The 11,953-nt window shown below is 56.3% G+C and carries 14 protein-coding genes; 12 read left to right on the top strand and 2 right to left on the bottom strand.

The window, feature by feature from the left end:
• Positions 1–10: 10 nt before the first annotated feature.
• Complete coding sequence (locus tag FHW16_RS01380; RefSeq protein WP_182547381.1) at positions 11–661, bottom strand: uracil-DNA glycosylase; 651 nt, start codon at positions 659–661, stop codon at positions 11–13.
• A gap of 65 nt (positions 662–726) precedes the next feature.
• Entirely contained in the window at positions 727–1,299 is a 573-nt protein-coding gene (locus tag FHW16_RS01375; protein WP_112524482.1) for an NYN domain-containing protein, read from the bottom strand.
• Positions 1,300–1,609: 310 nt separating this feature from the next.
• Between FHW16_RS01375 and rpoZ the strand changes: the two genes are divergently transcribed.
• The 12 genes from rpoZ to FHW16_RS01315 all read left to right on the top strand — a co-directional run bounded on the left by rpoZ (position 1,610) and on the right by FHW16_RS01315 (position 11,950).
• Positions 1,610–2,014, top strand: coding sequence for a DNA-directed RNA polymerase subunit omega (gene rpoZ / locus FHW16_RS01370; protein WP_182547380.1), 405 nt, complete (start codon positions 1,610–1,612; stop codon positions 2,012–2,014).
• Between the two features lie 152 nt (positions 2,015–2,166).
• Positions 2,167–4,389, top strand: a complete 2,223-nt coding sequence (locus FHW16_RS01365; RefSeq protein WP_182547379.1) for a RelA/SpoT family protein — start codon at positions 2,167–2,169, stop codon at positions 4,387–4,389.
• Positions 4,390–4,398: 9 nt separating this feature from the next.
• Positions 4,399–4,977, top strand: coding sequence for an orotate phosphoribosyltransferase (gene pyrE / locus FHW16_RS01360; protein ID WP_182547378.1), 579 nt, complete (start codon positions 4,399–4,401; stop codon positions 4,975–4,977).
• Positions 4,978–5,049: 72 nt separating this feature from the next.
• The gene (locus FHW16_RS01355; protein WP_182547377.1) at positions 5,050–5,610 is read left to right on the top strand and encodes a DUF2062 domain-containing protein; all 561 of its coding nucleotides are present in this window, start codon (positions 5,050–5,052) and stop codon (positions 5,608–5,610) included.
• Positions 5,607–6,011 (top strand): holo-ACP synthase, encoded by a 405-nt coding sequence (acpS, locus tag FHW16_RS01350; protein WP_182547376.1) that lies wholly within the window; start codon positions 5,607–5,609, stop codon positions 6,009–6,011. The genes FHW16_RS01355 and acpS overlap by 4 nt, the downstream gene beginning before the upstream one ends.
• Before the next feature lie 88 nt (positions 6,012–6,099).
• Entirely contained in the window at positions 6,100–6,873 is a 774-nt protein-coding gene (gene lepB, locus FHW16_RS01345; protein WP_182547375.1) for a signal peptidase I, read from the top strand.
• A 7-nt stretch (positions 6,874–6,880) separates the two neighbouring features.
• The gene (gene rnc / locus FHW16_RS01340; protein ID WP_182547374.1) at positions 6,881–7,594 is read left to right on the top strand and encodes a ribonuclease III; all 714 of its coding nucleotides are present in this window, start codon (positions 6,881–6,883) and stop codon (positions 7,592–7,594) included.
• Entirely contained in the window at positions 7,591–8,529 is a 939-nt protein-coding gene (gene era, locus FHW16_RS01335; protein WP_182547373.1) for a GTPase Era, read from the top strand. Before rnc ends, era begins: the two co-directional genes overlap by 4 nt.
• Before the next feature lie 15 nt (positions 8,530–8,544).
• The gene (recO, locus tag FHW16_RS01330; protein WP_182547372.1) at positions 8,545–9,321 is read left to right on the top strand and encodes a DNA repair protein RecO; all 777 of its coding nucleotides are present in this window, start codon (positions 8,545–8,547) and stop codon (positions 9,319–9,321) included.
• A complete protein-coding gene (locus FHW16_RS01325; RefSeq protein ID WP_182547371.1) occupies positions 9,318–9,836 on the top strand; it encodes a PaaI family thioesterase in 519 nt (172 codons plus the stop codon). Before recO ends, FHW16_RS01325 begins: the two co-directional genes overlap by 4 nt.
• Before the next feature lie 223 nt (positions 9,837–10,059).
• Positions 10,060–11,451 (top strand): PTS galactitol transporter subunit IIC, encoded by a 1,392-nt coding sequence (locus FHW16_RS01320; protein ID WP_182547370.1) that lies wholly within the window; start codon positions 10,060–10,062, stop codon positions 11,449–11,451.
• A 37-nt stretch (positions 11,452–11,488) separates the two neighbouring features.
• On the top strand, positions 11,489–11,950 hold the full coding sequence (locus FHW16_RS01315; RefSeq protein WP_182547369.1) for a PTS sugar transporter subunit IIA: 462 nt from the start codon (positions 11,489–11,491) through the stop codon (positions 11,948–11,950).
• The last annotated feature ends 3 nt before the right edge of the window (positions 11,951–11,953 follow it).

Raw genomic sequence — 11,953 nt, 5'->3', positions numbered from 1 at the left:
GTAGGGCGTCTCAGGCCGCCGCATTGAGATGCGCGCGTACGGCAGCAAACACGCTCTTGAACATGGCCTCGGTCAGGCGTCCGGTATTCGTATTGTACCGCGAGCAATGATAGCTGGAAAAAATCCGGATGTCCCCGATATCGGATTGACCGCCATGGCTGAAGGGGAATTTGGCAACCGGCTGCTTCAGGGCGCGCACGGTAGACTGGTGCGCAATGGTGCCCAGTGTGACAATGGCACGCAGGTTTTTGAACTGTTGGATTGTCGGCGTCAGAAACCGGCGGCAATTGTTGATTTCGCTGCCGACGGGTTTGTTTTCCGGCGGCACACAACGAACGGCATTGACGATAGCCGTGTTGAGCAGTTCCAGACCATCGTCAGGACGGGCGGCAAACGTGCCACGGGAAAAGCCGAACTCTGACAGCGTGCCGTATAGCAAGTCTCCGGCATAATCGCCGGTGAATGGACGGCCTGTCCGGTTCGCCCCACGTACACCGGGTGCGAGTCCGACAATAAGCAGTTGCCCTGATTCAATTCCACCAGCGGGGAGAAATGTCGGAACCGGCGCATTGTGCCATGTCGGCTCCTTCACCCGCCATTCGGCGATGAAATCATGAAGACGCGGGCAGATGGGGCAATCGGGGGAGGGTTCGACACTCATGAGCCGGTAAAAAGCACAATGCCGCACGGTTTTCCATGCGGCATTTCCAAATCTTTCGACAAATATTAGTAGTCGACCTGTTCTTCTTCGACGCGGCGTGGTGCGCGCTCAGACGGTTCGCGGCCAATTTCGGTGCGCAAGGATGTCAGATCGATGAAATGGTCCGCCTGACGGCGCAGTTCATCTGAAATCATCGGTGGCTGGGTCGAGAGGGTCGAGACAACGCTGACCTTGCGGCCCTTGCGCTGCAAGGCTTCGACCAGCGAACGGAAATCTCCGTCACCGGAGAAGATAACAAAGTGATCAACTGTGTCGGTCAGCTGCATGGCATCGACAGCAAGTTCAATGTCCATGTTGCCCTTGATCTTACGGCGGCCCGCAGAATCGGTGAACTCTTTGGCGGGCTTTGTAACGACCTTGTATCCGTTATAGTCCAGCCAATCGATCAAAGGACGAATGGAAGAGTATTCCTGATCTTCAACAAGCGCAGTATAGTAATACGCGCGAAGCAAATAACCTCTCTTCTGAAAAGCTGAAAGAAGCTTGCGATAGTCAATATCAAATCCCAGTACCTTTGAGGCTGCGTAGAGATTTGCACCATCGATAAACAAGACGATCTTTTCACGTGGATCAAACATAATAACGTTCCATTTCAAAAAGGTGAGCTTCAATTTCAAATCAGCTTGGAGGTAATAAAGCCCGATCTGATCTTATACGTAAGTAGCATATTTACTACGTCGGGTTCGGTTAAAAGCCAATACCTCGCCGGAAAATTTGTCCGAATTTCGGACAGGAGTGCTCAACATATGGTGATTGACATGATGATCGATTTTTAGACGATCAACAGGTCTTGTCGAACACTTCGACGGCTTTTACTTGTTTTTTCTGCGCAACCGCGTTATGTCCGGCTTAATCCGCTAATTCAGTTAAAAATGAAAGGGGCAGTTCATGGCCCGCGTCACTGTTGAAGATTGCGTTGACAAGGTCGAAAACCGGTTTGAACTGGTTTTGCTCGCCAGTCATCGCGCGCGCCTGATTTCGCAGGGTGCAGCGATCACCATTGATCGCGACAATGATAAGAACCCGGTTGTTGCATTGCGCGAAATCGCAGATGAGACCCTGTCACCAGGCGATCTTAAGGAAGATCTCATCCATTCACTGCAGAAGCATGTGGAAGTCGATGAGCCGGAAGCCGTTGCTGTGGTAGCGCAGGTCACGTCAAGCGACAGCGAAGGCAACGAAGTTGTCGAAGTGGAAGCTGACGACAATGTTTCGTTCGACAGCATGTCGGAAGAAGAATTGCTGGCCGGTATCGAGGGCTTGGTAGCTCCGGAAAAAAGCGACGACTATTAATCAAATGTCGCGCGTAAGGCGCGACCGATTGCCAGTTCAGGCTATCTTGATGCGTCGCAGTCTTTCTGCGGCGCATTATTTTTGCGTCTTGGTAACGCAATTACCATATATCGCTCGATAATTTAGATGAATGAGTTTGGGGGCTTCCGTCCATGATGCGTCAGTATGAGCTTGTCGAGCGTGTTCAGCGTTACAAGCCTGACGTCAATGAGGCGCTGCTCAACAAAGCCTACGTCTATGCCATGCAGAAGCATGGCCATCAGAAGCGTGCATCAGGCGATCCCTATTTCTCGCATCCGCTCGAGGTTGCGGCGATTCTCACCGACATGCATCTGGACGAGGCCACGATCGCCATTGCCCTGCTGCATGACACGATCGAGGACACGTCAGCGACGCGTCAGGAGATCGATACGCTGTTCGGCCCGGACATCGGCAAGCTTGTCGAGGGCCTGACCAAGCTGAAAAAGCTGGATCTTGTATCGAAGAAGGCGGTTCAGGCGGAAAACCTGCGCAAACTGCTTCTCGCCATTTCCGATGACGTGCGGGTGCTGCTGGTCAAACTTGCCGACCGTCTGCACAATATGCGCACGCTGCATCACGTGCCGCCGGACAAGCGTTTGCGCATCTCCGAGGAAACCATGGATATCTATGCGCCGCTCGCCGGCCGCATGGGTATGCAGGACATGCGCGAAGAACTGGAAGGACTGGCTTTCCGCTATATCAACCCCGAAGCCTTCAACGCGGTGACCAACCGGCTCGCCGAACTGATGGAGAAGAACCGCAGTACGCTGGCCCAGATTGAGACCGATCTTTCCAGCCTGTTCGAAAAGCACGGCATCAAGGCCAACGTCAAAAGCCGGCAGAAAAAAGCATGGTCGGTTTTCCGCAAGATGGAAAGCAAGGGGCTCTCCTTCGAACAGCTTTCCGACATCTTCGGATTTCGCGTCGTCGTCGATACCGTGGCCGATTGTTATAACGCGCTCGGTATCATCCATACCACGTGGTCAATGGTTCCGGGCCGTTTCAAGGATTACATCTCGACACCCAAGCAGAACGATTATCGCTCGATCCACACAACCATCGTCGGTCCGTCGCGTCAGCGTGTCGAACTGCAGATCCGCACCCGCGAAATGAACGACATTGCCGAATACGGTGTCGCTGCCCACTCGATCTACAAGGATCGCGGCAGCGCCCAGAATCCGCATGTCATTTCGACGGAAACCAACGCCTACGCATGGTTGCGGCAGACCATTGAAGCACTGGCGGAAGGTGATAATCCGGAAGAGTTCCTCGAGCACACCAAGCTCGAGCTGTTTCAGGATCAGGTGTTCTGCTTTACCCCCAAGGGGCGTCTTATCGCACTGCCGCGCGGGGCAACACCGATCGATTTCGCCTATGCGGTTCACACCAATATCGGTGACAGCTGCGTTGGTGCCAAGGTCAACGGCCGCATCATGCCGCTGATGACCGAGCTGCATAATGGCGATGAAGTGGAAATCATCCGCTCCAAGGCGCAGACACCGCCGGCTGCCTGGGAATCCGTGGTTGTAACGGGTAAGGCGCGGGCGGCCATCCGCCGGGCAACGCGCATTGCCGTACGCAAGCAATATTCCGGCCTGGGCACGCAGATTCTGGAGCGTGCATTCGAGCGGGCAGGCAAGGTCTATTCCCGCGACGAGCTGAAGAAGGGCTTGCCGCGTCTTGCGCGCAAGGAGATCGATGATGTTCTGGCAGCGGTTGGCCGGGGTGAATTGCCGTCTTCCGACGTCATGAAGGCCGTCTATCCGGAATATCAGGACTCGAAGCCGAAGCCGACGCCGACCGAGCGCGAAGAGGGCTGGGTCAATTTCCGCAATACATCAGGCATGATCTTCAAGATACCCGAGGGCAGCGAAGCCACGACAGGATGGGAGCCGGGTGGTCCGCACGCCCTGCCTATCCGTGGTGCGAGCCCTGATATGCCCGTGCATTTCTCGCCGGAAGGTGCGGTGCCTGGTGACCGCATCGTTGGCATTCTTCAGCCTGGCTCAGGCATGACGATTTATCCTATCCAGTCGTCGGCACTCATGGCCTATGACGATCAGCCGGAGCGCTGGATCGACGTGCGTTGGGATATTGACGAGAGCAGGCGTGACCGCTTTCCGGCCCGCATCAACATTTCAGCGATCAATGCGCCGGGTTCATTGGCAGAAATTGCCGAGATCATTGCGGCGAACGAAACCAATATTCACAATCTCTCCATGGTCCGCACGGCACCTGATTTTACGCAGATGATCGTCGATCTGGAGGTCTGGGATCTGAAACATCTCAACCGGATCCTGTCGAAACTCAAGGAAAGCAAATGCGTCAGCGACGCACAGCGCGTGAACGGATAGAGGGCACACATGAACACGGATGAAGTTCTTCAGGTATTTCGCGAAGCAGGGGCAGTGCTCGAAGGGCACTTCATCCTGACATCAGGCTTGCGCAGCCCGACCTTCCTGCAAAAGGCCCGTGTGTTCATGCACGCTGACAAGACCGAGCAAGTCTGCCGGGCACTCGCTGCCAAGATCAGGGACGCGGACCTTGGCCAGATCGACTATGTGGTCGGACCGGCTATTGGCGGCATTATTCCTGCATATGAAACGTCACGCCATCTCGGCGTCCCGGCAATCTGGGTCGAACGCGAAAACGGCATATTCCGGTTGCGCCGCTTTGAAATTGCCAAGGGCGCACGCGTCGTCATCGTTGAAGATATTGTCTCGACAGGCTTGTCGATCCGCGAGACCGTCACCACCTTGCAGGAACTGGGCGCCGATGTTCTGGCTGCTGCCTGCATCATCGACCGCTCGGCGGGGAAAACAAATGTTGGCGTACCGCTTATCGCACTGGCGGAATATGAAGTACCGGCATATCCTGCAGATCAATTACCACCGGAGCTTGCCGCAATTCCGCCCGTTAAGCCCGGTAGTCGTAATATTTAGTTAACCATAAGAAGACAGCACCTGAGTCAGTTTTACACTCGCTGGCTCCGGTACCGAGGAACCTGAATACCAATGCTCTTCAAACGGCGTGCAAAACCGGGCTTTCGTGAACGGATGCGTACTGCGCTGTGGCCGCGCCGCTCCATCGGCCGGTCACTGCGTTATTTTGGCAAGCGCGTATTGCGGCTGCGAGCGACGCCGCATGCTATTGCTGCGGGCTTGGCCGCGGGCATTTTTGCCTCGTTTATTCCGCTTCTTGGTGTTCATATTGCCGTGGCGCTGGCCATTGCCTGGGTGATCGGCGGCAATATAGCAGCCGCTGTTCTCGGTACGACGCTCGGCAATCCGGTTTTCCTGCCATTTATCTGGGGTGCAACGCTGGAAGCGGGGCGCTTTGTTCTGAGCGGCGGTCCCAGCGACGAACCATTTCCTCACCATCTTGCCCACATGTTGCGGCATCTCGATTTCGGTCAGCTGTGGGGCCCAATCATCAAACCCATGTTGATCGGCGCTGTTCCCCTTGGATTGATTGCCGCGCTTGTCGTTTATTTTCCGACGCGCTGGATTGTCGCGAGTTTCCAGAACCGGCGAAAGGCCGGGTTTCGGATGGAAAAGGTCGCTGAACCGTCATGATCATCGGGATCGGCAGTGACCTGATCGATATAAGGCGCATCGAGAAGACATTGGAACGCCATGGCGAGCGTTTCATCAACAGAGTCTATACATCAGTCGAGCAAGTCAAATCCGAACGCCGCAAACAGCGTGCTGCGTCCTATGCCAAGCGTTTTGCCGCAAAGGAAGCCTGTGCCAAAGCCCTTGGAACCGGTCTTTCCCAAGGTGTTTTCTGGCGCGATATGGGTGTTGTGAACCTGCCGAGCGGCGCACCGACGATGCGTCTCACCAATGGTGCGGCCAAGCGTCTCGATGCGATTCTGCCCGTTGGCCACACGGCTCGCATCCATGTGACGATCACTGACGATTTCCCGCTCGCGCAAGCATTCGTGATTATCGAAGCGCTGAAAATCGAAGAATAGCCGCAATCAAACGCCATTAAGCGGCATTGCTCCCTGCGGATTCAGCGGTTAAGAGGGTGCACGTTATAAATTTGGAGATAGGACGAGCGTGAGCGACAAATCTGTTGTGAAAAAATCTGGCGGTCTGGGCGAGACGATCAGCGTTGTCGTACAGGCTCTGCTGCTCGCTCTGGTTATCCGGACGGTGCTGATCCAGCCATTCAATATTCCGTCCGGCTCCATGCGCCCGACTTTGCTTGAAGGCGATTACCTCTTCGTTTCGAAGTTTTCCTACGGCTTCTCGAAATATTCGCTGCCACTGTCGCCCAACCTGTTTTCGGGCCGCATCTGGGGCAGCGAGCCGCTCCGGGGTGACGTTGCCGTTTTCCGCACGCCTGCCGATACGTCCATTGACTACATCAAGCGCGTCATCGGTCTGCCCGGCGACAAGGTGCAGGTCCGTGAGGGGGTTGTCTATATCAATGGCGTTGCCATACCGCGCGTGAAGGTCGGCCAGATCAACAATCCTGATGTGACCGAGGTGACGCATCCGGTTGACGTTTATCGTGAGACGCTGCCGAACGGTGTCACGTACGATACGCTTGACCTTACCCAGAATGGTCTTGGGGACAATACGCGGGAATTCACTGTTCCTGCCGGACAGTTCTTCATGATGGGCGATAACCGGGACAATTCTGCCGACAGCCGTTTTGATCTGGGAACAGTGCCACTCGAGAATTTCATCGGCCGCGCCAACATCATTTTCTTCTCCATTGCCGACAAGGCAAGCCCGCTGGAAATCTGGCGCTGGCCAACGGAAATGCGCTTCGATCGTCTCCTGCGCAGTGTGAATGGAACCTCTTTCACCCCGAAGAGCCAATGAGCCGCCTATGACCTTGTCCGCAGACGCCGTTCGCAGACTGGAGGAGCAGACGAGCCATACATTTCGTGATATCGCCCGCCTCGAGCGTGCGCTGACCCATGCCAGCGCGCGCCAGTCGGTCGGGTCCGATTATGAGCGGCTCGAATTTCTTGGTGATCGCGTCCTGGGGCTGGTCATTGCCGAGATGCTGTTCCGCGTCTATCCCACGGCAAGCGAAGGCGAGCTGTCGTTGCGGCTCAATTCGCTGGTCAACGCGGATACATGCGCTGACGTGGCCGATGAAATCGGCCTGCACGAATTCATCCGCACCGGTTCCGATGTGAAGGGACTGGCGGACAAGCGGCTGAAAAGCCTGCGCGCCGACGTTGTGGAATCGCTGATCGCAACGATTTATCTGGACGGCGGGCTTGAAGCGGCGCAACCTTTCATCCAGCGTTACTGGGATGCCCGCGCGCGCGAAATCAATTCGGCGCAGCGCGATCCCAAGACTGAGTTGCAGGAATGGGCACACCAGCAGGATGGTGCCCAGCCATTATACAGCGTGGTCGAGCGCACCGGCCCTGACCATGATCCACAGTTTACGGTGAAGGTAGAGGTGAAGGGCTTTGCCCCTGCCACCGGCATGGGGCGCTCCAAGCGTATTGCCGAGCAGGAAGCTGCCGTCGCCTTGCTTTACCGGGAAGGCGTCCGTCAGAAGACGCAGGAAGAGGGACCAAAATGACCGATCAGGATGTAACACCGGAGGCGACCCAGCCAGAGGGCCCGACGCGTTCGGGCTTTATTGCTTTGATCGGCGCTCCGAATGCCGGCAAGTCGACGCTGGTCAACCAACTGGTCGGCAGCAAGGTTTCGATTGTCACCCACAAGGTGCAGACAACGCGTGCGCTGGTGCGCGGCATTGTCATTCACGACCGCACGCAGATGGTACTGGTTGACACTCCGGGTATATTCAAGCCGAAGCGCCGGCTTGACCGCGCCATGGTGACGACTGCCTGGGGTGGCGCGAAGGATGCCGATATCGTTCTTGTGCTGATCGATGTGGAAGAGGGCATTAACGAAGAGGCTGAAGCCATTCTGGGCAGCCTGCACGAAAAGAAGCGCAAGGTCATTCTCGTCCTCAACAAGGTCGATCGCATCGAAGCGCCGAAACTTCTGGAACTGGCGCAACGCGCCAATGAGAAGATCAATTTCGACAAGACGTTCATGATTTCGGCCCTGAAGGGCTATGGCTGCAAGGATCTGCTGAAATACCTCGCTGACAATCTGCCTGAGGGTCCTTGGTATTATCCGGAAGACCAGATTTCCGACATGCCGATGCGCATGCTGGCTGCTGAAATCACTCGCGAAAAGCTTTTTTTGCGCCTGCACAATGAATTGCCGTACTCCTCGACCATCGAGACCGAGAGCTGGGAAGAAAAGCCGGACGGCTCTGTCCGTATCCAACAGGTCATTTATGTCGAGCGCGACAGCCAGAAGAAGATCGTACTTGGCCACGAAGGGCAGGCGATCAAGTCCATCGGTCAAGCGGCGCGCAAGGAACTGATGGAGATCCTGGAACAGAAAGTCCATCTGTTCCTGTTCGTGAAGGTTCGTGACAATTGGGGCAACGATCCCGAGCGTTACCGCGAAATGGGCCTTGAATTCCCGCACGGATAGCGCGAGTCTCGCCCGATGGAATGGCGGGACGAAGGAATCATACTGGGAACGAGGCGGCACGGTGAAACCAGTGCGATCCTCGAGCTGATGACGCGTGAGCACGGCCGCCACATGGGCCTTGTGCGCGGGGGACGTTCCCGCCGTATGCAACCGCTGCTGCAACCGGGAAACCGGGTGGATGTCATCTGGCGCGCGCGCATCGACGAACATCTCGGCATGATGCAGATCGAACCCGTCTCCTTTGCCGCTGCGCGGCTGATCGAACAGCCCGTCGGTCTCTATGCCCTGCAACTGGCTGCCGCGCATCTGCGGTTGCTGCCGGAGCGTGATCCGCATCAGGGCCTCTTCGAAACGCTCGCCATTATCCTCGAACATTGCGACGACCCATTGATCTCCGGCGAACTGCTCCTGCGGTTTGAGGTGATGATGCTTGAGGAGCTGGGTTTCGGCCTTGATCTGAAACGCTGTGCGGCAACGGGCAGCGACGAGAACCTGGCCTATGTCTCGCCGAAATCCGGCCGGGCCGTATCGCGCGATGCCGGTGCGCCGTGGGCTGACAAGCTTCTGGTGATGCCGCCCTTCATGATCAGTTCAAAGGTGCGGGTGGCTTCCCTCGCGGAACTTGCGGATGCATTTCGCCTGACCAGTTTCTTCTTTACCCGCCATGTCTGGGAACCGCGGGCGCTGAAAGCGCCGGAGTCGCGCGACGGGTTCTTGACGGCAGTAGCCCGATCGATATCAAAAGCGGGAGGACAGACACCGGCTGCAGAGGAAAGGTCAGCGCTTCCATGAGTTCAGACACTGTGTCAGCGATTGAGTTTCCCGGCGGCATAGGCATGCTGCCGCTTGCCGATCTGGCAAAGCGCAGCGGTCTGGATATCCTGCAGGCAATGTTGCGAGGCGAGTATCCCGCACCGCCCATTGCCAGAACGCTGTCCTTCAACCTGCACGAGGTCGAACTGAACCGGGTTGTCTTCAAAGGCATCCCGGCACAGGAACATCTCAATCCCCTGGGCGGCATTCATGGCGGCTGGGTCGCCACGCTGATGGATTCGGCGCTTGCCTGCTGCGTGATGACGACCCTCAAGGCGGGTGAAGCCTACACAACGGTGGAATTCAAAGTGAACCTGGTCCGTCCACTTTCACCGGAGACCGGTCCTGTCTTCTGCGAGGGCAAGCTTGTGCATCGCGGCCGCACGCTCGCGACGTCCGAAGCTTTCCTGAGGGACGCCAATGGCAAGCTTCTCGCCCATGGTACGGAGACCTGTGCGATTTTCCCGCTTGAGAGTTTCATGCGCGGCGGCTGAGACCGGTTTGAATACTTAAAACCGGCGAAGATTTTCCGATACATGAAATTCTGCCCACACGTTGGGAATTTGCATAAAAATCGCTGCGTACAAGTGTGAATTCCCGTCGAATTTTCTGAAAATCCGCTAGTTTTTCCTGCATATCCTGTCAAACATTGGCGCGACGCAAAAACGAGCGTTGTGGGGTTATGCGCAGCCCAACATGGCTGCTGGGGAGGTTGGAATGGACAGTTTCTTGGCGGGCCTGAAGGCAGCCGTCGACACGATGGGACCGACGGTCCTTTTGCCGATCGTTATTTTTATCATTGCCGTTGTGCTGGGGGCCAAGGTGGGACGGGCGTTCCGCGCTGCCGTCACCATCGGTGTGGCCTTTATCGGCATCAATCTGGTTCTCGGGCTGATGCTGACATCGATTGGCGATGTCGCCAAGGCGATCGTCACCAACACCGGCATTCAGCGCGATATCGTTGATGTAGGTTGGCCGTCTGCCGCTGCCATCGCTTTCGGATCGTCCGTCGGTTTGTGGGTGATTCCGATCGGTATCGCTGTCAATATCGTACTGCTTTTGACCCGTTTGACCCGTACGCTCAATGTGGACGTGTGGAATTTCTGGCACTTTGCCTTTATCGGCTCACTCGCCGTCGCTGCCACCGACAGTCTGGTTTATGGCCTGATTGTCGCTGCGCTGATGGTCGCGCTGTGCTTGCTCTTTGCTGATTGGTCGGCCAAGGCCGTCCAGCAGTTCTACGGCATCCCCGGCATTTCCGTGCCGCATCTGGCGTCTGCGCAGATCTTGCCGATCGCTATTGTGCTGAACTGGATCATCGACCGGATTCCCGGCATCAACAAGATCGAAATCAATACGGAGACATTCGAAAAGCGCTTCGGGGTTTTTGGCGAGCCAGTCATTCTCGGCCTGATCATCGGTCTTATCCTGGGTATCATAGCCTATTACAATGCCGGAGATTTCGGCGTGGTTCTCAGCAAGGTGCTTCAGACCGGCATGACCTTGGCCGCAGTGATGCTGTTGCTGCCGCGCATGGTGAAAATCCTGATGGAAGGACTTCTGCCGGTCTCCGACGCGGCGCAGGCTTTCGTCAAGAAGCGGACGGGCGATCGTGAATTGCTGGTCGGTCTTGATTCGGCAATCCTGATCGGTCATCCCGCAGCGATTTCCTCGTCGCTGATCCTCGTGCCGATCGCGATTATCCTGTCGATCATCCTCCCGGGTAACCGCGTCATCCTTTTTGCCGATCTGGCGGTTATTCCGTTCATCGTTGCCATGACAGCGCCGCTGTTGAAGGGGAATGTCTTCCGCATGGTCATCGTAGGCACCTTCACGCTGGCTGTCGGTTTCTATGTTGCCAACGCGCTCGCACCGCTGTTCACCAGCGCCGCCCAGTCGTCCGGCTTCAAGATGCCAGCCAATGCGGTGCAGATTACCAGTGTCGTTGATGGGTTCCTGTGGGTTTCCTATGCGGTAATTGCTGCGATCCGCGGTCTCGGTGCTGCTGGTCTTGGTGTTCTCGCGATCATCATTGCTGGTGCGTTCTGGGCTTATCATCGCAACACGGCCGCATGGGAGCGTGCTGCCGGTGCCGATGAAAATGCCTGATAAGACTGCCTGACAAGACGCATACTGGAGTAAGTGAATGGCGAAAGCCTTGTTGAACTATCTCGATCCCGGGGCGATAGTCCTTGGGGTCGAGGCCGGAAGTGATCAGGACGTGATCCGGATTCTTTCCGATCGTTTGCACCGTCTGGGATACGTGAAACCGAGCTTTGCCGAAGCGGTGCTTGCCCGGGAGGCCACGTTGCCGACTGGCTTGCCGTTGGGGTTGGACAACAATGTTGCCATTCCGCATACGGACCCCGAACATGTGCTGAAGCCGGGGCTGGCCATGGCGACGCTGTGCAGGCCGGTGACCTTCTGTAACATGGAAGATCCGGATGAAAAGCTGCAGGTCAGCGTGGTTTTTCTGATGGCATTGAACGACAAGGATCAGCAGATCGAAATGCTGCAGGAAATCGCCATGACGATTCAGTCTGCAGAGACAATCGCTGCCTTGATGCAATCCAATACTGTTGAAGACATAACCCGGCTTCTGGCTTGATAT

The sequence above is a fragment of the Phyllobacterium myrsinacearum genome, from assembly GCF_014138285.1.
Taxonomy (GTDB): domain Bacteria; phylum Pseudomonadota; class Alphaproteobacteria; order Rhizobiales; family Rhizobiaceae; genus Phyllobacterium; species Phyllobacterium myrsinacearum_A.
This window is presented reverse-complemented; position numbering and strand designations above follow the sequence as displayed.